The 25770-nt window shown below is 38.9% G+C and carries 23 protein-coding genes; 8 read left to right on the top strand and 15 right to left on the bottom strand.

Annotated elements, in window-relative coordinates; all coding sequences use genetic code 11:
- Positions 1-157 precede the first annotated feature (157 nt).
- From NSTC745_RS25485 to NSTC745_RS25475, 3 genes are all read right to left on the bottom strand, one after another.
- On the bottom strand, positions 158-448 hold the full coding sequence (locus NSTC745_RS25485) for a hypothetical protein (protein ID WP_445633464.1): 291 nt from the start codon (positions 446-448) through the stop codon (positions 158-160).
- A 243-nt stretch (positions 449-691) separates the two neighbouring features.
- Positions 692-1312: a hypothetical protein gene (locus tag NSTC745_RS25480; protein WP_445633463.1), complete on the bottom strand. Its 621-nt coding sequence runs from the start codon at positions 1310-1312 to the stop codon at positions 692-694.
- A 234-nt stretch (positions 1313-1546) separates the two neighbouring features.
- Positions 1547-2200, bottom strand: a complete 654-nt coding sequence (locus NSTC745_RS25475) for a sigma-70 family RNA polymerase sigma factor (protein WP_445633462.1) — start codon at positions 2198-2200, stop codon at positions 1547-1549.
- A 1032-nt stretch (positions 2201-3232) separates the two neighbouring features.
- Here NSTC745_RS25475 and NSTC745_RS25470 point away from each other — a divergent pair.
- From NSTC745_RS25470 to NSTC745_RS25435, 8 genes are all read left to right on the top strand, one after another.
- Entirely contained in the window at positions 3233-3427 is a 195-nt protein-coding gene (locus tag NSTC745_RS25470; RefSeq protein WP_096534177.1) for a hypothetical protein, read from the top strand.
- Between the two features lie 318 nt (positions 3428-3745).
- Complete coding sequence (locus NSTC745_RS25465) at positions 3746-3958, top strand: hypothetical protein (protein ID WP_445633461.1); 213 nt, start codon at positions 3746-3748, stop codon at positions 3956-3958.
- A gap of 659 nt (positions 3959-4617) precedes the next feature.
- Positions 4618-5805 carry an ABC exporter membrane fusion protein gene (locus NSTC745_RS25460; protein ID WP_445633460.1) on the top strand — a complete coding sequence of 396 codons (1188 nt, stop codon included), beginning with the start codon at positions 4618-4620 and terminating at the stop codon, positions 5803-5805.
- 65 nt (positions 5806-5870) lie between these two features.
- A complete protein-coding gene (devC, locus tag NSTC745_RS25455) occupies positions 5871-7043 on the top strand; it encodes an ABC transporter permease DevC (protein WP_445633459.1) in 1173 nt (390 codons plus the stop codon).
- Between the two features lie 36 nt (positions 7044-7079).
- Complete coding sequence (locus NSTC745_RS25450; protein WP_445633458.1) at positions 7080-7769, top strand: DevA family ABC transporter ATP-binding protein; 690 nt, start codon at positions 7080-7082, stop codon at positions 7767-7769.
- Positions 7770-8622: 853 nt separating this feature from the next.
- A complete protein-coding gene (locus tag NSTC745_RS25445) occupies positions 8623-9249 on the top strand; it encodes an rRNA large subunit pseudouridine synthase E (protein ID WP_445633457.1) in 627 nt (208 codons plus the stop codon).
- A 296-nt stretch (positions 9250-9545) separates the two neighbouring features.
- Positions 9546-10967, top strand: a complete 1422-nt coding sequence (locus NSTC745_RS25440) for an MFS transporter (protein ID WP_445633456.1) — start codon at positions 9546-9548, stop codon at positions 10965-10967.
- A gap of 109 nt (positions 10968-11076) precedes the next feature.
- Positions 11077-11826: an SDR family NAD(P)-dependent oxidoreductase gene (locus NSTC745_RS25435; protein ID WP_445633455.1), complete on the top strand. Its 750-nt coding sequence runs from the start codon at positions 11077-11079 to the stop codon at positions 11824-11826.
- Positions 11827-12123: 297 nt separating this feature from the next.
- On the opposite strand, the gene NSTC745_RS25430 is transcribed toward NSTC745_RS25435, so the two are convergent.
- The 12 genes from NSTC745_RS25430 to NSTC745_RS25375 all read right to left on the bottom strand — a co-directional run bounded on the left by NSTC745_RS25430 (position 12124) and on the right by NSTC745_RS25375 (position 25766).
- On the bottom strand, positions 12124-13035 hold the full coding sequence (locus NSTC745_RS25430) for a fatty acid desaturase (RefSeq protein ID WP_445633454.1): 912 nt from the start codon (positions 13033-13035) through the stop codon (positions 12124-12126).
- Positions 13036-13522: 487 nt separating this feature from the next.
- Positions 13523-14131, bottom strand: coding sequence for a TetR/AcrR family transcriptional regulator (locus tag NSTC745_RS25425; RefSeq protein WP_445633453.1), 609 nt, complete (start codon positions 14129-14131; stop codon positions 13523-13525).
- A gap of 212 nt (positions 14132-14343) precedes the next feature.
- Positions 14344-15714 (bottom strand): NAD(P)/FAD-dependent oxidoreductase, encoded by a 1371-nt coding sequence (locus tag NSTC745_RS25420; RefSeq protein ID WP_445633452.1) that lies wholly within the window; start codon positions 15712-15714, stop codon positions 14344-14346.
- Between the two features lie 158 nt (positions 15715-15872).
- On the bottom strand, positions 15873-16109 hold the full coding sequence (locus NSTC745_RS25415; protein WP_445633451.1) for a hypothetical protein: 237 nt from the start codon (positions 16107-16109) through the stop codon (positions 15873-15875).
- 42 nt (positions 16110-16151) lie between these two features.
- Positions 16152-16820: a cytochrome c oxidase subunit 3 gene (locus NSTC745_RS25410; protein ID WP_445633450.1), complete on the bottom strand. Its 669-nt coding sequence runs from the start codon at positions 16818-16820 to the stop codon at positions 16152-16154.
- 136 nt (positions 16821-16956) lie between these two features.
- A complete protein-coding gene (locus NSTC745_RS25405) occupies positions 16957-18624 on the bottom strand; it encodes a cytochrome c oxidase subunit I (protein WP_445633449.1) in 1668 nt (555 codons plus the stop codon).
- The gene (locus tag NSTC745_RS25400; RefSeq protein ID WP_445633448.1) at positions 18614-19534 is read right to left on the bottom strand and encodes a cytochrome c oxidase subunit II; all 921 of its coding nucleotides are present in this window, start codon (positions 19532-19534) and stop codon (positions 18614-18616) included. Before NSTC745_RS25400 ends, NSTC745_RS25405 begins: the two co-directional genes overlap by 11 nt.
- Positions 19535-19600: 66 nt before the next feature.
- Entirely contained in the window at positions 19601-20200 is a 600-nt protein-coding gene (locus NSTC745_RS25395) for a DUF2231 domain-containing protein (protein ID WP_445633447.1), read from the bottom strand.
- Complete coding sequence (locus NSTC745_RS25390; RefSeq protein WP_445638682.1) at positions 20197-20691, bottom strand: DUF2231 domain-containing protein; 495 nt, start codon at positions 20689-20691, stop codon at positions 20197-20199. Before NSTC745_RS25390 ends, NSTC745_RS25395 begins: the two co-directional genes overlap by 4 nt.
- A gap of 534 nt (positions 20692-21225) precedes the next feature.
- A complete protein-coding gene (locus NSTC745_RS25385) occupies positions 21226-22377 on the bottom strand; it encodes a KamA family radical SAM protein (protein WP_445633446.1) in 1152 nt (383 codons plus the stop codon).
- Positions 22378-22981: 604 nt separating this feature from the next.
- Positions 22982-23656 (bottom strand): FHA domain-containing protein, encoded by a 675-nt coding sequence (locus NSTC745_RS25380; protein ID WP_445633445.1) that lies wholly within the window; start codon positions 23654-23656, stop codon positions 22982-22984.
- Positions 23634-25766, bottom strand: a complete 2133-nt coding sequence (locus NSTC745_RS25375; protein ID WP_445633444.1) for a substrate-binding domain-containing protein — start codon at positions 25764-25766, stop codon at positions 23634-23636. The genes NSTC745_RS25380 and NSTC745_RS25375 overlap by 23 nt, the downstream gene beginning before the upstream one ends.
- Positions 25767-25770: the final 4 nt, after the last annotated feature.

The raw sequence follows: 25770 nt of genomic DNA, 5'->3' as shown, positions 1-25770 counted from the left end.
CTTTAGCTAAATAAAGCAATGTCTTAAAATGTGAATATCATAGCGATCGCATCGCACTTTGAAGATAGTTTTTATGATGCGATCGTTGCAAATATACGTTAGCTGGCAACGAATGAATCGCATCGTTCCCTGGTAGTAATATTTTATTGATAATTAATCAGCAAATGACTGTAATATTTCTTTTTCCTTTAATTGGTATCCCATTTATATAAATTTTTCTAGAATTATCTACAGTGTTAATCTTTTGATTACTAAAATTGTTCCGATCTGCACCTTCATCCGGATTTTTGGGTTTTTTCATACCTTCAGTAACATTGATTATATAACCACAGGGATGACTCTCCTGAGTTTGGCAATATCCACCTAATATAGTCTCTGCTTGAGCGATCGTTATCTCTTGCAAAAATAATTCTGTATCCATCGTTTTCAAATCTGATATCTTAGCCATTTCTTGAATTTCCTATATCAATGCTTATCTCTTCATTTATAAGAGCATTTGATAATTATTAAATTTGGCTCTAGTTCTAAATTAAAATATTTACTTCCTTACTTCCGATAGAGGTAATAATTTACAATTATCAAAATATGCCTTGAGATATAATCACCTCAAAGCATTTTCTCTAAATATTTATCAGTAATATAATGCCCGTTTGATTACTTATTAAAACCGCAGAACATCAAAGTTTAATTTTTAACCGCCAATGTCAGATTGCAAGTCTTGTTCTAATTGCAATGCTTCATTTAAGATTGCAGTTGTGAATTTTATACTTTTCAAGTAAGTATAGTAAGCCGCTACTGGTACTGCTAATACATCACTCCAGGCTTGTTCTGCTTTATGAAAATTTTGAATTTTTGGGTTGTTTGCAGAGCATAAATTCTCATCTGTAAACCCTAATTTTTGGATTTCCGTTATTGCTGGCAATTGAGAAACCAACCCATAATGATAGTCTCTTACTGTTAGCAAATAGTCATAAATCTGGCGGGAGAGTCGTTTGCCGACTGGCTGTAGTAAGTTACAAGCCAGCACAGGAATAATATGCCAAGTTTCTGCCAACAAATCTCGATCTAAACCTGATATTTTGGCAGGAATCAGCAAATCTAAGTTACTGATAAAATCTGTTTCTACTGATAGCAACATCACATAAACAATCAACCACTCTTCTTCTATGTTTTCGTTTAGCTCAGGTTCTTTGACAATCATTACATAGCGCGGTGGTGAATTGCCTAGCAAAAAACTTTGTGCTAAGTAAGAGTACAAATTATGTTGCTCTTTACTAAGGAAATCTAGAGGACTCCGTACAAAGCAATTCACTTTCCAAATTTCTCCAGGCTGTGGCGTTGAGATATTACACCTCTGCTTATTCAAAAAAATGAATTTACCCAAGTTTAAACGCATACATTTTTTATTTAATACAACGTTCATTGACAATCAAAGATTCAATATAGGATAGAACTCAATCCATATCTATTTAACGATTCAATGCTTTTCACTATGATGAATTGTTATATTTTTGATAATCAATCTGTAATTCAACATTTGATTTGCTTACCACTGCTGTGTTGAGCGATAACGATAATTTGATGTCTTCTGCTGGCAATTTTTTCGCAGTTTATCCTTAATATCTTTAATTTCTAATAATCCTAACAACTCTGCAATACGCCTTAAAAGTTCTTGCCATCGCTTGGAAACTTCACCCTGGCTAATTCTTAATTCAGTAGCAATTTGAGTTTGTGTTTTACCATTAACTTTTCCTTGCCATAATTTCAGATAATTTAGGTGTGGATAGCATTTATCGAGTTTATAAATAGACTCTAGTGCTTTCAGGATTAAATCTGTACGCTCTATTGCATCCAATGTATTAAATTCATCAGGAATTGTCTCTATTAGAGACATATCTGTTCCTGGGAGATTATCATCTAAACTCTGATACTTCCGTAGGCTTTCCTTCCGAAGAAAATCAATAATTGCACATCTAGCTACAGCAACAGCCCAGTAATAAAATTCTTCTACACTCCCTTGGCGAAACTTTCCTGCTTGAAAAGCCACGAAAACTTTTAAATGGGCAATCTGAAAAGCATCTTCCCAAGATAAACCTGTTCCTCTAGTGTATTTGCGGGCAATCTTTTCTAATCTCTGACGATAGTCCAATCTGAGCAAAATTTCTTGATAAGAAGACAATGATTCTTGTTGTAATAGCATAAGTTATTAAGTAAAATTAATTTTCTAGTAAAAATGGGTTTACACTTTGAAAACAGACTAACTATATAGCGATCGCTTTCTGCGTTGCTATTATGTTTTCAACCTTGATTAATGGGATTTTATGGAAATAATTAGGTGAACTTCTGCTAAATAAACTTACCTTTATAAAATAAATTTAAACGAAAATAAATAAAATAATAATCTTGTCGAACAAGCAAAAGAGACAATAATACAGGTATTATTGTTATATATCTTTTAATTAAGACAAAAAAAATGATAAAAATATCTATTAATTAGAATGAAATATTTTGAAAATTTAGTTAGAGCTAAATTTTTGTCAACATTATCAGTAATTATTTAAGCTTTAAACAAGATTTATAAGACAATATTTAAGGAGTTTAGTCTATGATATTTCATTTTAAAAGTTATTAAGAAAAAACCCCAGCGAATTCGCTGAGGCTTGGGAAAGCAAGTATTTTAGGAGTAAATCACGGCAGAAACCGATATCAAAAAATTTTAATTCAGATTCTAGGCAATCAAAGCTAAATCTATCTGTGAATTTAATGATGTCTTTTTCTTCCGTTGTTATTTTCTTTAACGAATACCCAATCCAAAATATTCCTAAACTAGCAACAAAAATTTGGGTAAAGCTGTAACTAAATCTGGACAAGAGTTTGGAATACGATCTAAATCTTTAGCGTAAAGTTTTGCCAACTTGAGATCGAATCACCAAAACATCACATAAAGGCTAAACCCCTTGTTGTGCAAAGGCTTTTGAGAGTTAAATAACGGCAAATGGCAGGCTCGTTGAACTTATGCCAACTTGGCGATCCGATTTTGGAATATTTTGCATCGAGTGTTCGTTAAAGGAAATAGGAACAGTTCGCAAATAGATAAAGAAGTTTGGCGATCGCCAAAAAATTTACTTGGATATTTACCTTGATGCGAACTGTAACTGGAAACAATGTGCGTACCTTTTCATTATGAGAAAGTACCACTTTACCTTGACCATAATGCTCTTAATTACACAATATGCTGCAAATTATCGATCTCGAAAATAACAAACTCTTCAGCGAAATATCCAGCGAAGAATCTGCTAGCGTTAGTGGCGGTGGACTTGAATCCTTTGGTGTGGCAAGTATCCTTGCAATAGCCACTGGCGTTTTTAAAGATCCAGTTGTACAAGCCTTGCTATTATTTACCGCAATTAACCCCTCTCTTGAATAAGCTTATTTGTATGAGTTAAGGAAAATAACGCACCCTTATTCGATTCTAAAAATTGGATATCCACCGCTGAAAAGTGAGTCAATTGGGTGCGTTATTAAACCTTTTATGACCATAGATATTTGCCTCCTTAACTGTTTACTCTCCCTATATTTATACAAAAAATTAAGTTTATCAAAAATTTTTCAGATAGAGGAGAGTGAATAATTACTAAGTTTTTAATTGGATATTTACCTTAATACGATTTGTGCCTGGAAACAATGTGCGTAGCTTTTCGCTATAAAAAAGTGCTACTTCACTCTTGAGGTTGATATACATAATATGCTGCAAATTCTCGATCTCGAAAATAACGAACTGTTTAGTAAAATCTCCAGTGAAGAATCTGCTAGTGTTAGTGGTTGTGAGGTTGCCCCCTATGCCTTTGGAGCAGCTGCACTAACCGCTGGGCTTTTTGCTGGGTTACTTGCCTTTGGAGTTAGCTCTCTGATGTCAGAGATGGCGAAACCAACCGCTGGAAACATTTCGGAGCTTTAATCTTCAGATTTTGGCTATAAATTTTAGTTAGTGTCAGAAAAGAAAGGTTTAAAGGTTGATTAAACGAAAGTTTTTCAAGAAATTAGTCGGATACTTCCTGCTTAAAAAACAGGAGATAAACGCGTTATTAAAGTTTTGATTAAAATAAACAGTTTTCTGTAACAATTACTTGCATATTTACCTGAATGCAATCTGCGATCGTAAACAATGTGCGTCACTTTACTCTTAACCTTGATGCTGTTAATTTCACAATATGCTACAAATTCTCGATCTCGAAAATAACGAACTGTTCGCTCAAGTCTCTTTTGATGGATCTGCCACTGTATTAGGAGGTGTTACTGGTGTTGATTTGGCTAACATTCAGGATGGTATCAATAACATTTCAAATAGCCTTAGCCTGTTTTCTATAGATGGTAACAAGCTTTTTACGGTTGACTTTTCCAGATTAACTATTAATTTCGTAATCATGTTACCTATAGGGACACCACAAGTTTTAAGTTTGACTAACGGGACTTAAACATTTTTTATTTTCACTAAGTGAAGTACAAATTTTAGGTAACAAAGCTAGATCTCAAATTTGCTTTATTCTTAAATTATGCTGTAACTTTTGGGGTGAATTAAATGCAGAAGCTTTACACATTAACTTGGAAAAAATAATTATGGTATACAAACAAAGGCAGCCATTAACAAAACCTGTAAGTTGGTATCTGATAATATTGTCAGCAGCTATGGCTATAGTTCCTGTTACACTTTCTTTCTATAGCTTTTCACGATTTCAGTTGACCTCTAAACTAGACTCACCTACTCCTAGTAATTCTCCCGCGATCGCTGCTGTTACTGCTTTAGGATCTTTAGAACCTGAAGGAGAAATTATTCGTTTATCTGCCCCTAATTCTCAAGGGGGTGTTCGAGTAGCGAAACTTTTTGTCAAACAAGGAAGTTGGGTGCGTCAAGGACAAATAGTTGCTGTTCTTGATAGTTATTATCCCCGTCTTGCAGCTTTAGAAAAAGCACAAAAACAAGTTTTAGTAGCGCAAGCTAATCTAAATCAAGTAAAAGCAGGAGCCAAAGCTGGAGATATCTCTGCACAGCAAGCAACAATTACTCGTTTAGAAGCTGATTTGTCTGGAGCCATATCTGCACAACAAGCCACAACTGCTCGCTTAGAAGCTGAATTACGTAATGCTGAAAGCGAAAATCAGCGCTATCAGCAGCTATACAAAGTAGGTGCTATTTCTGCTTCTGAGTCAGAAGCTAGGCGTTTGCGAGTCGAAATTCTTCAACAGCAGTATAACGAAGCTAAGGCTTCTCACAATCGAATTGTAGAAACTATTCAACAGCAGTTGATGGAGGCCAAAGCCAAGTTCGCAAGTATTACAGAAGTCCGTTCTACTGATGTGCAAGCAGCACAGGCTAATGTCGAGAGTGCGAAAGCTTCAGTTAAACAAGCTCAGGCAGAATTAGATTTAAGTTCTGTGCGATCGCCTATTGCCGGTCAAATTCTTAAAATTAGTACTCGTCCTGGAGAAATTATTGGCGCTACGGGAATAGCTGACTTAGGTCGCACACAACAGATGTATGCAATAGCAGAAGTTTATGAAACTGATATTAAAAAAGTACGTCTAGGTCAGTCAGTCGTTATTACTAGTGATGCTTTACCAAAGCAATTACGGGGAACAGTCACAGATATCGGTTTGCAAGTTGAGCAACAAAATATGTTTAATAATTTGCAAGCCGATACAGATAACAAAGTAATTAAGGTAAAAATTCGCATCGAGAATATGGAAAATAATAAACAAATTGCTGCTCTTACTAATTTACAGGTACAGATACGCATTGACATCTAAATCTATAGGCACAGTTTGATTTTTTTGAGTAAGCAATCTCATATTTATCAATTTAGGTTTATCAAATGATTATTAATATATCTCTAGCTTGGCTACAGCTAGCCCGACAAAAAGCTCGGTTTTTTGTCGCTTCCACTGGAATTGCTTTTATTGCAGTATTGATGTTTATTCAAGTTGGTTTTCAAGATGCTTTATATACTAGTGCTACGCAGTTACATAACAATCTCAAAGGTGATTTATTTATAATCAGCACTCAATATCAATCTTTGACATTCAATCAAAGCTTTCCGCGTTGGTATTTATATCAAATATTAGGATGTGATGGAATAGAATCAGTCAACCCAATATATATGCAGTTCGCCAAGCTAAAAAATTTAATAAATGGGATAAAGTTCCCCATATATGTACTTGGATTTGAGCCGAATAGACCAATTTTAAAATTACCAGATATTCAGCAAAACCATAGTTTGTTACAATTGCCCAATATAGTTTTATTTGACAGTAAATCTCGGTCACAATTTGGGCCAATTCCTCAAACTTTTGAACAAGGTAAACCTGTAATACTGGAAATATTTAACTATACTTCATCAATTGGTTATAAGGTAAAAGTTGGTGGATTATTTAGCCTCGGCCCATCCTTTGGAGTTGATGGAAATTTAATTGTTAGTGCTTCCACTTTTTTCCAAATATTCCAAGGTCGTTCAGCACAAAATGTAGATATAGGCTTAATTAACCTCAAAGCCGATGCTGACCCCCAAAAAGTTTTGGCTATTTTGTCTGCCAAATTACCTAAAGACGTAATAGTAATGACACGCGAAGATTTTATTAATTTGGAAAAAAGCTATTGGACGCTCAGAGCACCTATTGGTTTTGTGTTTCAATTGATGGTGACTATGGTATTTATTGTTGGTGTAGTAGTCGTTTATCAAATTCTTTATAGTAATATTACTAGCCATTTAGCTGAATATGCAACTCTCAAAGCAATGGGTTTTAAAAATAAATATTTACTGATTGTAGTTTTCCAACAAGCTTTAATCTTAGCCTCTTTTGGGTACATACCTGGCTTTGCTATATCTATAGGTTTGTACGATGTAGCTCAAGGTATTACTAACTTACCAATTAGCATGAGCGTAGATAAAGCAGCTATAGTATTATTATTTATAATTTTAATGTGTTTAGCATCTGGACTAATATCTACAAAAAAACTGCGGAATGTAGATCCAGCCGATTTTTTTTAGCTTTGCATAATTAACTTAATTATTTTTTATTTAGTCATGGCAGACTTTATTGTTAGCGTCAGAAACCTGAATCACTACTTTGGCAGACAAATATTAAAAAGTCAAATTTTATTTAACATCCATCTTCAAATTAAACATGGCGAAATTGTGACTATGACTGGCCCTTCAGGCTCAGGAAAAACAACCTTGCTGAGTTTAATTGGTGGGCTGCGTTCCGTTCAAAAGGGAAGCTTGAAATTTCTCAATCAAGAGCTTTATGGAGCCAGTAACGATCGCTTAGTACAAATACGTCGTCATATCGGCTATATTTTTCAATCTCATAATTTACTAAATTTCTTAACAGCCCAGCAAAATGTTCAAATGCCCCTTGAATTAGACAACAATATTTCTAAGTCTGAAGCTAAAATAAAAGCAGAAGCTATGCTTCATGCTGTTAAATTAGGGAATCGAATTAATTACTATCCATGCGAACTTTCTGGTGGTCAAAAGCAACGAGTAGCAATTGCCCGTGCTTTAGTAAACCATCCGAAATTAATTCTGGCTGATGAACCTACCGCAGCGTTAGATAGTAAATCAGGCCGAGATATTGTTAACCTCATGCAATTATTAGCTAAAGAACAAAATTGTGCCATTTTAATGGTTACCCATGACAATAGAATTTTAGATATCTCCGATAGAATAATTCATATAGAAGACGGTCGGCTAGTTAAAGAAGTTTACCAATGATGTTAACAAACTTATTATAAAAAATAGACCTCTTGCATAAATATTTTTTTGTATCACGCAGAGGCGCAGAGGCGCAGAGAAGAGAACGCAAAGAAGGACTTTTGCAAGAACTCTAATGATTTATAACGCTCCTAAATCATTTGTGAAAATTTCATATCTCTTTCTTCTTTCTTGCCTTTGCGTACTTTGCGGTAGCCTGCGGCAAGGCGCTGGCGCCTCTACGTTGCCTTCTCTATATTTTTCACAAATTAAATAGGACTGCTATATGTTTTAAAATATCAATGTTTTTTTGAATACAAAAATATATATAATAGTCGAAATTTTTCCATATTTATCCAAAAAATTTAAAGTAAATTGTATTTTTTGAGGAAAAATTAAAACAATGGCTAAAATCGTAATTTATTATTGCCACCCTACTGACTTAGGGATATTCATACACAACCTAACTCCATCTCAAAGTCAGACTGTATTTGGAGGTTATATGTATATTAATTTATTCAATGGGACTGGTGGTATAAACAATACTGAAAATACCTACTACCTGGGTTCTTATGGGATTAACTTCCACGATAACAAAATATATACAATAGACTATTCAAGGTCTATTTTGAACTGGTTTTATCTTTAGTTGGGTTAATTTGCTTGCTAAAATCTTTATTTAGTGAAGCCTTACTACTCGAACAATAATTTTTTTTAGCGTGTCTTGCTTGTGTATTTATGTATTTTTAAATAAAAATACAAGTGTTAATGAGTGGGTGTAATATTGATTTTACTCAGAGTGGCGATCGCTATAAACAAAATGGTAAGTGGGGTAGATAGGGAAACATAGAAAATAATCAATAACCGATCGCTAATGACTAATCACCATAGATATATTATTTTTTACAAGCCTTACGGAGTTCTCAGCCAATTTACAAAAGAAACTCCCACACATAGCACTCTCAAAGATTATATTGATGTGCCTGATGTCTATCCTGTGGGACGCTTAGATTGGGACAGTGAAGGTTTGTTGCTATTAACCAATGATGGACAATTGCAACATCGCCTCGCCCATCCGCGTTTTGCTCATAAACGCACCTATTGGGTACAAGTAGAACGAATTCCTGACCCAGAAGCGATAAAAAGATTGCAAACAGGCGTCGAAATTCAAAACTACCGCACTCAGCCAGCAGAAGTTAGGTTGTTACCAGAAGAACCACAGCTACCAGAACGCAACCCACCAATTAGATTTCGCAAAAATGTACCAACAGCTTGGCTGGAAATAACTTTGACAGAGGGAAAAAACCGCCAAGTACGTCGCATGACTGCGGCTGTCGGGTTTGGGACTTTACGATTGGTCAGGGTCAGCATCGTACACTTACAATTAAATGAACTACAACCAGGCCAATGGCGCGACCTCACTGCATCTGAACTGAAATCTCTGCGTAATTTCAGTAAATCAAAAAGTTTTTCCCGCATTCCTGATTCTGATTTCAGTTGAATAGACCTCTTGCAAAAGTAACTTTTGCAAGAGGGGTTAAAGGGAAAAGGGTTTTTATGAGCCGCTTTCCCCTGGTTGGTGAGCTTGTCGAACCATACCCCTTACCCTTTTCCCTACTTCTGCAAGAAGTCTAATGTTGTGCGGCTTCAAATTTATCATAAAATACACTATGTCTATCAAATTACCGTATTTACTGTACGGTTCTTTGTTAAGCTTGGCAGTAATGGTAACAACTTACAATTAATATACGTATGCAAACTATTCATAATCGTAAAGTTAAGGGCGGAGACTAAACGTTGGGAAAATTGCAAGCAGAACCTCTGGCTTTGTCAGGCTCTCAAAAAAATTGGGTTTTAGTTGGTGTGGGACTTGGGGTGTTCATGTCTACTCTGGATGTGGGCATTATCAATGTTGCTTTACCCACATTGGTACAAGCTTTTGACACGACTTTCCCCATAACTCAATGGGCTGTATTGAGTTATCAGTTGGTCAGTTCCGGTTTGGTTTTGGCAGCAACTCGGCTGGGGGATATGTGGGGCAAAAAGTCGTTATATCAAGGCGGGCTTATTTTGTTCACTTTCAGTTCGCTGTTGTGTAGTCTTGCACCTAGTATCGAGTGGTTAATCGGCTTTCGGGCACTTCAAGGATTAGGTGCTGTGTTCATCTCCGGCCTTGGTTTGGCAATTATTACAGAAGTTTTTCCCTCTTCCGAACGAGGTCGAGCTGTAGGCATCATCGGTAGCGTGGTGTCATTGGGTATTGCTTTTGGCCCTTCGGCTGGCGGGTTACTGCTGGGTTGGTCAGGCTGGCATAGTATATTTTCGATCAATGTACCGCTGGGGATCGTAGCTAGTTTCTTAGTCGCTCGCGTAGTGCCACCTTCTGTAATTATTGAGGGTAAACAGAAATTTGACCCTTTTGGAGCAATATTGGCCTTATTAACTTTGGGTAGTTTTGGGCTAGGTATGACACTAGGGCAAAGCCAAGGCTTTAGTAGTATTAATGCATTGATATTACTAGCGATCGCCGCCGTTAGTTTGACGATTTTTTTGATAGTTGAAACGATGATACAGCAGCCACTACTAGAACTGCACTTGTTTCGCAATCTTCAGTTGAGTATGAGTTTGCTTAGTGGTTGGCTAGCGTTCATTGTCATTGGCGGTTCGCTACTGATCGTCCCATTCTTTTTAGAGGGAGTAAAGCAATATCCCACAGTAAAAGTAGGACTACTACTAGCAGTATCGCCAGTACTGAGTGGGTTGATTGCTCCTTTAGCTGGAACACTTGCAGACCGCTTTGGCGCTCAATTGATTAGCTCAATTGGGTTGGGGTTGATGATTGGCGGTTGTTTGGGGATTAGCACCTTTGATGCTCAACTCACTGAATTGGGCTATATCTCCCGTTATTTTATTTACGGTATTGGGCTGGGTTTATTTCAATCCCCCAACAACAGCGCCGTTATGGGAGCAGTACCTCGCGAACGGCTAGGGATTGGTTCTGGGTTGCTGTCTTTGTCACGCACCTCAGGTAACACCGTAGGTGTTTCTCTATTTGGGGCAGTATTTGGAGGGTTAATCGCTACTATGGCTCTTGGTGCAGATGTGTCCGTTGCTCCTCCTGAAGCAATTGTTGTCGGCTTCCAAGGAACTTTTCGTTTTGCCGCCCTAGTACTGTGTGGGGCAGCAATGGCATCTGTTTTGAGATTGAAGAAGGGGTAGGGGAGATGGCTTCGCCAAGGGGAAAGGGAAAAGGGAAAAGGGAAAAGGAGGGATCTTTCTTTGCCCCATGCCCAATGCCCGATAAATAATAACTAAGGAGAAATGACAAATGGCAGGTAAATTACAAGATAAGGTAGCAATTGTTACGGGAGCTTCTTCGGGAATTGGAGAGGCAACAGCGATCGCCTTAGCGGCAGAAGGAGCAAAAGTAGTCCTAGCTGCTAGGCGTGGCGAGCTGCTTCAGGCATTGGCAGAACGCATCAAAGCTAGTGGTGGTCACGCTTTGCCAGTTGTCACTGATATTACTGATGAGACTCAGGTAAATAACTTAGCAAGCAAAGCCAATGCAGAGTTCGGTCGGATAGATATTGTAGTTAATAATGCTGGTATTGCTTTGCTCGGTACTATTGAGACAGGAAATCCGGCGGACTGGCGGCGATCTTTTGATATCAATGTTCTAGGGGTGCTGTATGTTACTCACGCAGCTTTGCCGATTTTGAAACAGCAACAGTCAGGGCATATAGTTAACATTTCCTCAGTTGCAGGGCGGACAGCACGGGCTGGTGTGGGTGTTTACAATGCTACTAAATGGGGTGTAAATGCTCTCTCGGAAGCATTGCGTCAAGAAGTCTATAAGGATAATATTCGCGTCACCATCATCGAACCTGGCTTAGTTGACACAGGTATTGACGACCATATTACCGATCCCGTTAGCAAACAACGTATTCAAGAACGACGCAAATCAATTACACCTCTGCAAAGCGAAGATGTTGCTGCTGCGATCGTTTATGCTGTTACTCAACCGCCGCGCGTAAATGTCAATGAAATTCTCATTCGGCCAATCGGACAAGAAAACTAACATACAGCGTATTTCACGTAAATGACTTACACGGGTAGGGGTACAACAATGTTGCATTGGTGTCAACTTAACGTGAAACCCTTGTAAAGATTTGATATTCAGCCATCTCACTTAACATCAAGATCCGCGTTACCCCACCCCGGTTTTGCTGGCGCAAAACCTCCCCTCCCCTTACCAAGGGGAGGGGTTGGGGGTGGGGTAATTGTGGGGCAACAGTTTGAGCTTAAGTTGACACCAATGAACAATGTTGTGTCCCCTACGATAATCGTTGCTTCAGCAAGGTGCAATCATCTGTAATTATTTAGAATTAATAACTAGGCATTTACCTATGAGCATATCTTTGAGAATTACTAAATATTCAGCCAATGAGATATACACTGTGTTTTCTGGTAAAACATTTGTCTGGGGAAATGGTCGGGTGTAAGTATTAGACATAGAGTGATGTAATGAATGTTCTAGACAATGGTTATGGGTAATAAACAGAAAAACTTTTTCTAAAATACCACAAGGTTTCAAGTTTCTAGTTTGTAAATTACGCTCTTTTAAATCTCCTTCTACAATCAAGTTTCCATGTTCGATGAGTTCGCAATGATGAACCATAAAAGATCCCATCCAACAGGTAATCAGATAAGAAATTATAATTTGTCCTGTAGTTACTCCTAATAGCAAATGTGAAGTGTAACCAACTCCACCCCAAATAAAAATCCGCATCACAATAGAGATTATTAATTTTTTCAAGCAGTACTGTTGTTTTAGTTTTGGATGCTGCAATATTTGAAAGCTTGCTACTATTAAAATAAATATATTTCCCAAACATATTTCTAATAAATTGTAAATAATTCGCAATGGTTTATTTTTAATCTCTCCTAATGGATGAAACTCGATATCGTTGTAAGTATTTACTTGAGAGTGATGAAAAGGATGTACTATATTAAAAGTTTGTGGGTCGAGAAAAATTATCCAAGATAATATTAAGTAAAAAAGCTTATTATCGATACGTGGTAAATATTCATGCCAACATTCATGCATAAACTGTGCCAATAAACAAAGGAGATAAACTCCTGGGAAAAGCATAAACAAGAGTGAAAAAATATTTAATGAAGCATAGATATAAGGCAAAAAAAACAGATATACCAGCCAAATTAGTAAAGTAGATACAAGCTTTACAGTTTGTTTTTCAACTATTGAAATGGTAGTAATAGCCGTCATATCGAATTCCTCGTAATAGTTGGTTCAGCAAGAATCAACACACCACTAAATAGAATATTTATCGTTTTTGCGGTTCATTAGATATTAACCAGAAATTCCAAAAATTAGCTATCTAAATTCAACAATAGTTGAAGATTGTCAGACATAATACTTAATTCTTAGGTTAGAAAATATGAGTTTGAATTATGACAAGGCCTTTCTAAACATAATTCTGAGGCGATGTGTAAAAAGTAATGTTGTATTAAACACTTGATATCCCTCTAAATATCATTTCCTAATAGAGGCTTTGAGAATGTGATTTTATTCCCCTTCACTAAGCAATACTCATGTAGAGAATTGGCGATCGCGCTGCTCAGGGAGAGTAAAGTAAATAATGTCATCTATTCTAATTCCATTGATGGTTAGCCAGAGGGCATCATAATTATCGGTGCGTTAAGCGTTGCCATAACATACCCTACGATTTAAGGTTTACTTTATAAATAACCTCTTAAAGTGGAGTAATGCTAATACCACGCACAAAAATATTTACACAAGTTTCAATATAGTCCTCACAGCTATAGTTGCCTTGATTGAATTTTGCAGTACGACATAGCATTCCAGCTAACAACATTCCTGTAAACATATCGACTGCTGGAAATGGATCGACATCTGCTCTCACGATGCCTCGTCTTTGACTACATTGCAAGTAAGCTACTAGTTTTTCTCCTAATGGTTTGGCAGCTTGTTGAATCACTTGTCTAGCTGCCTCAGGATGACGCTTGGCTTCTCCAATGAAGGTGCGAATTAAGTCTTCATGCCCCTCTAACATAGTATTGTAAAGTTGGGCATACCGTTTTAAATCAATTTTCAAATCCTGTGTCCACGCTTGTGGGTGTGCAAGAGCTTCTATCTGGAGTGCCAAAGCATTTTCGATTACTGCTCCCAAAAGTTGTTCTTTGCTAGCAAAGTGGCGAAATAAAGTCACTTCATTCACACCAGCAACACGAGCAATTTCACGGGTGGTTGCTCCTTGAACCCCTAAACTAGCAAATACCTGTGAGGCTGCTTCAATTAAACGTCTACGGGTAAGGGCTGATGAACGGATGGCTTTATTCATTTATGCTGGCAAGTACTCACTGATATCACTAGGTTATGTTGAAAAGGATAATTCATGATGCAATTCCTAAAATTTATAACAGTTTTCAATACCCTGAAGGATCTTAATTCCTATAGCTAAACTCACGAGTAACTGTTACATGTAGGTGTATTCATCAATGAATTCTCCTTTTCCTCACAATTTAGGATCGAGCTTGCAAAAAAAACTCTTCCTCACTCTTCCCTTTTGTCCTTTTCTCCTAACATTCGTAGCAATTTTCTTGCAACTAAAACACTAACTACTCCTGCACCAACTAACTCTACTGCTTGTACTACTTTTTTACCTGTATCTTGGGGGTCGAGGTGGTGATGAAAAATCTCTTCATCCAGCCATTCAGTTGTAGCTTTGAAGTCATGAATTGGGGTTGGTAATAGTGTTAAATAAGTGGCTTGACGAATTAAGTGTGCAGGTTCGCCTACAACTTCAAAAGCATTGAATAAGTTAGCAGCAGCATCATTTAATCCTAGCTTTAAGAGAGTTCCTCGGATATTAACCCGAAGAGGTTTGGGGTCTTCTCCTGTGGCGATCGCTTTCAAATTATTGGCAATATTAGTTCCTTGTTGATAAGCTACTTGGGCTGTTGGTGGTAACGAATTATCCCGAACAGCCGCACAGTCTCCGCCTGCAAAAACTTCTGGAAAATCGAGCAATTGCATATTAGAAGTAACTAAAAGACGATTGTGGCGATCTCGATGTTCTTGAGGAATTGGTAAGTTTTGAATCAGTGGATGAACAGAAGTACCAGCCGTCCAGATTGTGGTATATGTCGGCAGTGTGTTGACTTGATTATTACTCTTATATTCAACTGCGTTCTGACGAACAGCGGTAGCTTCTGCTCCTTTAATAATTTCAATTGGTAGAGTGCGTTTTTGCAATTCGTTTTCAGCAATTGGGCGTAGCGGATCGTTAATATCGCCATCGAGAATTTTTTGCCCATGATTGAGTATAATTACACGAATTTCAGATGCGTTACCTCCCAAAGCGCCGTACCAATGAGGGAGAAAATCTGCTAAAGTAGCTGCCATTTCCACACCAGAAGCACCACCACCGACTACAACTACTGTTAATAGTTTTTGACGTTCTTCTGCATCTTCGGTTTTAAGTGCCTTTTGGAAACATTCGCGTAAATGACGATCTAGAGCGATCGCATCTGCTCGCATCCAGAAAGGAAAAGCATTTTCTTTGGCACCTTCAACGCCATGATAGCCAGTAACACTGCCTAAAGCTAATACTAAGTTACTGTATTTATAGGAGTTTCCTGAAGCTAATTGGACTTCCTGTTGATGCAGATCTATCGACTGCACTGTATCTTGCACAAAGATAACACCGCTACCTCGAAGTAATTCTGAAAAACGCGGTACTACTTGAAAGGTATCCATCTCGCCATCGAAATATTCATACAGCAAGGGCTTAAAACAAAAATGCTCATCTTTATCAATCAAAATCACAGAGCGAGGATAATGTTCGTGAGCTAGGTTTAATGCCGTAAATAATCCGGTAAAACCACCACCGAGAATTACAGTTTGGTAAACAGGGCTGTTCATAAATTGAGGGCAGGGGAGGCAGGGGGCAGGGGGGCAGGGGAGGCAGGGGAGGCAGGGGGAGCAGGGGAGGCAGGGGGAGCAGGGGGATAAATGACTAATGACTAATGACTAATGACCAATGACCAATGACCAATGACCAATGACCAATGACTAATTTGTTATACAAATAACAAGAAAGCGATGAGAATGGCACTCAGAATAACAGCGAATATAATAGCGTATTCGACTCTGCGGCTAAAAAATCCGACAGCAGCAATTAGAGCGATCGCTAGTCCGATAATGCCAACGTACTGTTCTTTTTGTAAGTTACGTGCAATCAGTGGATCTTTTGTCGCAGGTGGCGGAGTTTCTTGAATTGCTCTCGGAGACGGTAATTCTTGTGCTAATAACTTCATAAATTTACTCCTGAAAAAATTTAACTTACTTTTTGAATATTTTTATGCTCGCCACAAATACAGAAGTGAGAATAAAAAGACCCAAATTACATCAACAAAATGCCAAAACAAAGTAGTTGCGCTGACGCCAAAGTGACCTTTGTTGTAATTCCCCCGAATAAATGAGCGAATGAGCATAATTATTTGAAGAATTACACCAGTAAGAACGTGGAGGCCATGAAAACCCGTCAATAGATAAAATGTTGAACCCAGTAGTCCTGTGCTTAACCCAAAATCGAGTTTGCTCCACTCAATTCCTTGACCAATTAAGAAGTAGGTTCCCATTGCGATCGTCATCAACCAAAGCCACCGAAATCTCTTTAAATTGCCGCGTTTAAGAGCATTTTCGGCTGGTTGAATCACAAAGCTACTAGAGAGCAAAACCACCGTATTAATAATCACGAAATTAGATAATTCCACTCCCGAAACACCCGGTGGCAACCAACTTTTTGAGTGGGTCAACCTCAAAGCAATATATGTAAATATAAAGCTCACAAAAACTAAGCTTTCTGATAGCAGAAATACACTAAACCCGAACATACCTTTGCCATGATGGTCTTCAACATTTCCGCCCCCACTTGGCAAAAAACGCTGCAACCAATTTGGTAAGTATCGCCGCCACCGTTCAAAACGGATAGGACTTTCATCTATATGAATGATACGACGGGTCATAAATTAGTCATTGGTCATTGGTCATTGGTCATTGGTCATTGGTCATGGGGCAGGCAGGGAGTGTGGGAGGTGTGGGAGGATCGAGAAGAAATCTTTCCCCCCACACTCCCCATCTCCCCATCTCCCCACCCCCTCATCATTGTGCCGATTCACCGTTGTCAGAATTTTGAATCACAGAGTATTTAGGATCGCCATAGTCGTAAGGGGGTCTTTTCACCACGGGAATATTCTCAAAGTTATCTCGCGGCGGCGGAGATGTGGTTGTCCATTCTAGTCCGGTGGCGTGCCAAGGATTATTTACTGCTTTTGGGCCGTATAGCCACGAACCTACCATATTGGCAATAAACGGTAATATAGATACTCCTAGTAAGAAACTTCCTAGACTAGCGATAACATTCCATCCTTGATACTGTGGGTCATAGGAGGAGATGCGGCGCAACATTCCTTGTAAACCCAATGGGTGCATGGGGAAGAAAGTTAGGTTTGCACCGATAAAGGTTAATAAGAAATGCAACTTACCCCAGCCTTCAGCATACATCCGTCCAGTAATCTTGGGAAACCAAAAGTAAATGGCTGCGAAAATTGCCATCGTGATGGTGTTGAAGACAATGTAATGAAAGTGACCTACCACAAAGTAAGTATTGTTGACATGAATATCGAAGGGTGTAGCGGCAAGCATGACACCAGTAACACCACCAAAAATAAACATTGCTGCGCCGCCCATTGCAAATAACATTGGTGTCTCTAGATGTAGCTTACTTTTCCACACTGTGGCAGTCCAACCAAATGCTTTTACACCAGTGGGTATAGCCACCAACATTGAAGTCACCATAAAAGTCATCCGCATCCAACCAGGGGTAGCACTGGTGAACATATGATGCACCCAAACAAAAATGCTTACTAAAGCAATGCCCACGGAAGCGAGTGCTAACGAACGATAGCCAAATAAAGGATTTCGGGAAAAGGCGGGCAAAACTTCTGCAAAAATCCCAAAGGCTGGCAGTGCCATGATGTAAACTGCTGGATGGGAGTAAAACCAGAAAAGATGTTGATAAATTATCGGATCGCCATTTTCTAAAGGTTTAAAAAATTGTGTTCCGAAAGCCAAATCAAATAATAGTAATACCAATGCACCTGTCAAGAAAGGCAAGTTAATTAGCTGCAATAACTGGGCGCTAAGGACTGACCAAATAAACACAGGCATCCGAAAAAATGTCATTCCTGGTGCCCGCATCCAAAAAATTGTAGTAATAAAATTGACTGCTCCCATGATGGAAGAAATGCCAATCAATACTAAACTTACAATCCAAAAAAATTCACCGTTAATCGGTTGATTGGGGGGAAATTGCAGACTAACAGGTGGATAAGACCACCAACCAGCTTTTGCAGGGCCGTTGGGTAGCAAAAAGCTAGACAGTAAAAAAATACCAGCTGGTGGAATAATCCAAAAAGAAATGGCGTTCAGCAAGGGAAACGCCATATCTCGCGCTCCGATCATCAAAGGTACTAGGTAATTAGAAATACCTGCATTGAACGGGATAATCCACAGAAAAATCATGATTGTCCCGTGCATAGAAAATAAGCCGTTGTAGAGGGGGCGATCGACTACATTTAATTCCGGAGTAAGCAGTTCGGCACGAATAAGCATTGCCAACAACCCGCCTATCAAGAAGAAAACAAAAGTCGTTACTATGTACTGAACGCCGATAACTTTATGGTCGGTGCTAAAGCTGAAGTATTGTCGCCAGTTATCAGCAATGTCGTTTGCAGAATTTTCCAAATTAGAAATATTATCATGTGTCATTACTGACTTTCCTTTGATTTGCAACAGCAGATTGAGCAGGTGCGACAGTGTACCAGCTAGTTTTAAATAATGTCTTCGGCGGTTGGCTATATTCAGCAACAGCCTGATTTTTTATAGTCATTGGTTCGCTAGTTACTTGAGTTAGCCATTGATTATATTTTTCAATTGGTTCGACATATACATCTGCATCCATCAAAGCAAAATAAGTACCGCTAAATTGAGAATCTTTTAGCTTATATTTACCAACACGAATGGGTGTAACTACAAGGTCAATGTCCCGCCCAGGAATGATATCCTGCTTTAAGCGAAATTCCGGGACGTAGAACCCGTGAATCACCTCCTGGGCGTGCATATTTAGACGAGTGCGGCGATTAACAAGAAGGTGTAATTCATTACTATTAACATTATTTGGATAGCGGAAAGACCAATCCCACTGCTTCACAAAAACATCAATAGTTTCGTCAGCTGGTTTGGGTACATCGCTCACTTCTGCGGCGGAGGCTGTTTCAAATTCTAGAGGTGTATGCAAATGAACAATTTGCCTTAAACCTAAAATATCTAATTGCTGATAAATATTGAAGCCTTGAAAAGCAATCCACATTACTAACAAAGTTGGCGTTGCCGTCCAGAGAATTTCTAGCCTCGCATCGCCTCTAGATGGATGCCCTTCGCTGTAGTCTTCCTTGGATGCCCGGAAAAAAAGCATTGAATAAATCATCATACCAACAAGGCCAAGAAAGATGAAGGCTCCAACTGAGACTAAAAAGCTAAACAAACTATCTACTTTTTGTGCTTCTGCTGTAGCCTCCGCAGGCATCCAAGAATATGCTTGCTGCCCAATCCAATGGCTGGCGACTAGCAACACTGCTATACACCCAGCTATCAGTAAATATTCTAAAAATCTCACCATAAAATTGTTGAAGGAGTGAAATTGGATAATTTATTTTTTGGAATTTCTATCACCAATGACTAATGATTAATACAAATTTGGATTTGTACCCTTTTGGATTAACTTGGCCGCAGTGACGTGAATTCCGAATTCCTCCCCCAATTGCGCCCCTAAAGTCCCGTGAACATACAAAATACCTAAGATTGCGATACCTACTAATAAGTAACTCCACTGAACTTGTCGGGAAGCATCCTTGCGCCAGCGATCGCGTTGCAAACCTCTCCATACAGTCATAGCTACAACGATCCCCAACAACAAAATACCACCCAAACCATGCAATAGCATTGTCCAACCAGGACTCAACCCCCAATCACTCTTTTGATTCACTGGCGGGTTTGCCAGCAGTAACTCGAAAAAACCAAATGCAACAGTGAAAAATGTCACAACCGCAGCTCCTATAAGGTTGTACCAGCCAACATCGAAGAACCCAGAACGGATTGCAGGAAGACCCAGAAATTTGAAAATTGGTCGCCCTAAGTGAAAAAATGCTCCTGCGATATCAAACAAGATGGCGATAATAAACAAGCCCAATGTTAGATGTACCAATTGTGGATGTATGGGAATTTCGTAAGGTAATCCGTTAGCGCCTAACCTCAATCTCAATTGTTCGATTAGTTGCGAGTTCATCGCCAGACCCCCTGCTTGGTTGCTTCAACAACAGGTTCAACATGCAACCCGTATACCCAAAATAGTTTGCTTCCCAGATATACTTGCAAGCAGACTAGACAAATCAAAAAAGTTGCGACACCAAGGTAAGCTGGCGGTATCTTTAAGGAATTCCGATTGCGAATTACAAAACGCCAAGCTGTAATACCAGCTACGATCGCCGCTAGCGACCAACCCATAACAGTGTGAAAATTTAATGTTGGCTGAACTGCTTGATAATTGTTTGCCAGTCCTGCTTCAAACTGACCAAAGATAACTGCCAAAAAAATAGCCACCGAAGCGACAAACATATTCCAAAAACTTACTTCAAACAATCGCGCATTATGGGTAAAATAACCTACTACGTCGCAGAAAAATGAAAAAAACACCATCGCGATGACAAAGTGGACGATGATGGGGTGTATGGGATCGGGGTAAGGAAGATTTTGGCTATTGAGAGGCAGAGCAGGCATCATTTTTTCCTTCAGTATTGAGGCGCTATCATCACTTGCTGCGGTACAAATAAAATCATATTTTTAGCCTTTTATGTATTTATGCTTATAAAGATTTAATTTTTTGATCTACTATTTTTAAAATATGTCTGAATAAATAGTTTCTGAAAGTGGCAAACAAAAACACTATCTTTGGAATGATTTACGTAAAATAAACAATAAACTATTTTACTCATACGTAAGTGTTTAAATATTCATTGCATTGTCACCCTTACTTACAATTTTCTCGGTAACAATCTTGACAAATTCTGCTTTAAAGGCAATGAAACAGCCTGTTAGTTGAAGGTGAAAAATGTCTAGACATCAACTTCAAAAGTTTGGACAGTAGCTTGATAACCAAGTATCTCCAAGGGTTTTTTAACACTTTCGGCGTTGGAACAAAAAGATCCCCGACTTCTTCAAGAAGTCGGGGATCTGAAGCCCACTGATGGAGAGCAAATCAAATAGAATTGCTATATAAACCAAACTATAAAAAGCGTAAGAATCAATCCATTATTAACCTGGATCTGCATAAGTATAGGTCTTACCTGCCCAATTTCGGACTGTAGCTGTACCGTTTTCATAGGCAACTAAAGTTTCAGCTTGAATTGGTACTTTGCCACCACCACCTGGGGCATCAATTACATAAGTTGGTACAGCATACCCAGTTGTATGACCGCGCAATTTAGAGATTAAATCAATGCCAGTTTGCACACTTGTTCGCAGATGTGCTGTACCAACAACTGGGTCGCATTGATAAAGGTAATAAGGTCGCACCCGCAGTTTGAGGAGGCCGTGAAATAGATTCTTTAGTGCTTCTTCGGAATCATTTACGCCTTTTAGTAGGACAGTTTGACTGCCTAGAGGAATACCACCATCAGCTAGGCGATCGCAAGCTTGTGCTACTTCCGGGGTAAGTTCCCGCACATGGCAAAAGTGCAAGGACAGCCACACGCGATGCTTACGTAGTAAAGCAACTAATTCCGGTGTAATTCGTTGTGGTAAGAAACTCGGTACGCGGGAACCAATGCGGATAAATTCCAAATGCGGAATTCCACGCAGTCGCCGCAGCAAATTATCTAAAGGTTCATCAGACATCAACAGCGGATCGCCGCCGGAAATTAGAACATCACGCACCTCGGTGTGTTCTTCTAGATAAGCAACAATCGCATCCAATCGCCGGGTGACTGGATGCATCTCGCCTTGGCTAACCAAACGAGAGCGAGTACAGTAACGACAATAAGCCGCACAACTATCCAAAGCAAGTAATAGTACGCGATCGGGGTAGCGGTGTACAAGTCCCGGAACTGGGGTGTCGCTATCTTCTCCACAGGGATCTATCAAGTCTGTGCTACTGACAATAAGTTCTTCTTGCCGTGGAATCACTTGTAACCGTAGCGGACAAAGGGGATCTTTCGGATCGAGCAGCGATGCAAAATGTGGTGTTACGGCTACAGCAAACTTTTCTGGTGCTATTAAAAGTCCTTGTTCTTCGGTAGGAGTCAGCTGTAATAACTGCTGAAATTGTTTTAACTTAGTCAGCCTATGCCGCATTTGCCAGCGCCAATCGTTCCAATGTTCTTGGTTATAAGTCTCGCCTAAAATCCGACAAATTTCTGTACGCTGAGTACTCGTTACTAAAGGATCTAAAACAGTGTTTTTTAGCATAATAGAAATTAAATTGAACTGACAATCATCAAATAATCCGCAGCAATTTTTTTTACATACATTTCGTAGGCAAAAGCAGCTAGGAAGTGAGTTGGCGCTAATATTTCAAGGCATGTTAATAAACGTAAATGTAGGGTCTGTTATGCCATAGCTAACACACCTTCAACAATTCAAGGTGTAGCATTTGGCTACAACACACTCTACATCTACATCTACATTTCGTAGGCAAATATTTGCCCCTACTGTTGTAGTCTATTAAACCAAAAATGGCTATAAGTAATCGCCCAAAATTAGATTGATTGATGGAGAGAGGGAATAGGATTCGGGGTTAGGGAAAAAAGGAACAGAAAAATACTGTATGTAATTAATTCTACTTAAGTACTCATAACATTTCTTTGTCAGGTTGCAGCAAATTTTTTCCTTGTTATTTGTTTGTTTCTTTGCTTTGTTTGCGGACATAAACTGATGGCAAAATTTTCAGACTAAGAGGCTTTGTTTGGCTCAAAATTGAAGGGTAGTTGATAAACCACCAACTACCCCATCAAATTTAAGAACTTTTGCAAAACTAATGCATTCTCCGATCTTGAAAATTAACAGCTTAATGTTACATTACATAAGCAGTGAAATTAACTAGATTATCCTGGCCAAATTTCAACGAATCGCCGTTCAGTACGCGATATTGCATTCCAGGGGTTAGAAGATTGTTGTTTAAATAAATACCATTTGTACTCATATCAACAATCATATATGCATTTTGCGACCAATCCCAATCGACTCGCGCGTGACGACGAGAGACTATTCCCTCATTGGGAATACCGGTTAAGTCAATCTCTGGCGGCGCTATTCCTGGGCTTTGACTGCGACGACCAATAAAACCTCCCTCACCAACGAGGTGAAATTCTCTACCAGTGCTATGAATCAGCTTTAAAACTGGCGCTCTTTGAGGCGGGGGGTTGTAAACAGGAGGTGTTGCTGGATAAGAAACTCGTTGCTGATAGACTGTTGAATAATCTACAGGGGTTTGTTGAGGAACTTGGTAGTTGGGTTGGTCTGTTCGCTGATACTGGTTAGGTGGTTGTTGAATGGGTGGTTGAATGGGTGGTTGAATGGGCTGTTGTTGAATGGGTGGTTGACTGGGCTGTGACTGAATAGGTGGTTGTGATGTAGGAGTTACTACATTACCTATAGGAGTTGAGCACCAGGGACAAACCTTAGCATTGTTAGGCAGGGCGCGGTTAAAATATTCGCAACTAGGATTAGGGCACCGATTTGCAGGCATAGGAATTTATATCATCAGGCATAGGTTGTAAAGCGACAAGACCTACTTTGCTAAGTAAACACTGGCCCTGACGAGTTGTTAGCATCCGAGCAAATGTAGAACCACCAGCTAGGCGGTTACTGTCTTGAGGGTACACTACAAAAATAGGGTATCCCAAAGGATAGCTTTGGAAAGTAGTAACATCAACATAATAATCATCATGCTGACACAAGTCATCTGAGGGATTAATGGAGCGGCGATCGCGTTTTTGAAACAAAGGTTGGCTAGGGTTGTTACCATTAGCGATCGCTAGGGGATAACCGCTACACTGTTTCCACGTTTTACTGATAATCCCAAAACTGATAATCCCGGTAGCTCGTCCCTCTAAAGTCTCCCTACGTATCTGGTTTTGGGTTTTTGTGGTATCTTGTTTCGGAATTTTCGCTGCAAATAAAGCTTTGTCTTGGGGATTATTTTTCAAAACTATTTCTTGAAATTTAGCGATCGCTTCCGGTTCGGTGGGAGCAAAAGGTTTGATTTCTAAAGAATTTGGCAGTTTAGTGTTAATTTGTTGCCAATTAGTAATTTTACCTGTGTAAATTTGCCGCAATTGCTCAAGGCTGATTTGTCCTCCTAAAGCATTAGCCAGATTAGAATCTCTCTTATTAAATGCAACAAAGACAATTAATCCATCATAAGCAATTTGTTCTTTTTTTAGTTGGCTTGTAATCTTATTTTCTAAACTAGTAATTGCAAAGTCTTTTTTCCCTGTTTGTACTTCTTCTATACTTTTGATTGGATTATTTACATCCCCTGATAAAACAGATTCATAGTTATAGATTGCTGTTGCATCCGATCTGGGTTGAGCCAATAAATTACCTAAACGGTTGTCGTCTATTGGTTGCGTCAAAATAAAACTCCATGTACTTTCTTTTTCTCCTGTGTAAGTAAAATTTCCTGAAGGAAGATTGGGAACTTCTGAAAAACTTCGGACAAGTGTACGCCATTGAGCCAAATTAGGTTCATTTGTTTTCTTACCCGAAAGCCAATACCAAATGCCTCCACCTAGTAGTAAAAAAGCCAGGATTCCTAGCAATAAAATTAAGGGCATTGGTAAACGTTTTTCGATTTCAACAGAAGTAGAAGAACGTACCGAACTATTGACATTATCTTGTTTGGGAAGTTGCAACAGTGCTTGGCGAGCCGCTTCTGCACTTGGAAAAGGAGTTTCCAACCCCATTAAACGATAGATAAATTGTTTTAAATTATTATCTGTATCTGGCCATTGTCGATCGTCTCTCGGATCTAAAGGCTGATTAGAAGGTAAATTAGTTGTTCTTCCCAGCCATAAATAAAAAGCTACCATTCCTAAAGAGTGTAAATCTTGTTCGGGTCTAGCGGGGGTTGGTTGAGGAATAATGGGTGGAATAAATAAGTTTTCCCAGATAGCTAAATCGCAAAAATATATAGAAAATTTTTGATGCCCTTGTAATTTAATTAAAATACTATCTAAGTTGATGTTGCCGTGAGTTAAACCGATTTGTACTTGGTTGGAAGGAAAACGCAGCTTTTGGGTGTGGAGAAATTGGAGAGTTTGTAGTGCTTGATTGAGGAATTCCCGCACTTGGGGAGGTGTCATTGCTCCTTTTTCAAGGATATATTTATTTAAACTTTGGGATGAGTCTATTTCTTTAGCGATTAAATAGCAGCGTTCTCCTTTATCATCAGCGATCGCTTCTTTAGTTTCCACAAGGCGAAAGTTTTGAATTCGACTATCAGCTAAACTTACTCCACCTACTCTTTTAAAAGTTTCTTTGCATTTTATCGTTTCGTTTTCATTAAAAGAACGACTGGGTAGTAAATATTCTTTGATGATTACAGGCTGTTTATCTTTAAGTTGGATACCGGAGTATAAACGACCTAAACCCCGCACGCCCAAATAACTATTTATTTGATAAGTACCCTGAGTGCCTTTAATCTCAGCCTCCTGTGGTAGAGTTGCCAGAAAACCGCATTCTAAGCAAAATTTAGCACCCTTGATTTGCTGGGCCGTTTGGAAAGGGCGATCGCAATTTAAGGGAGAATTGTACGAACAAGGGTATTCTTGATAAAAAGATTCTAGTGAAGGCATAGAA

The sequence above is a fragment of the Nostoc sp. DSM 114161 genome (assembly GCF_052692665.1).
Note: the sequence above shows the minus strand (reverse complement) of the source record. Positions and strands in the feature narration are given on the sequence as shown.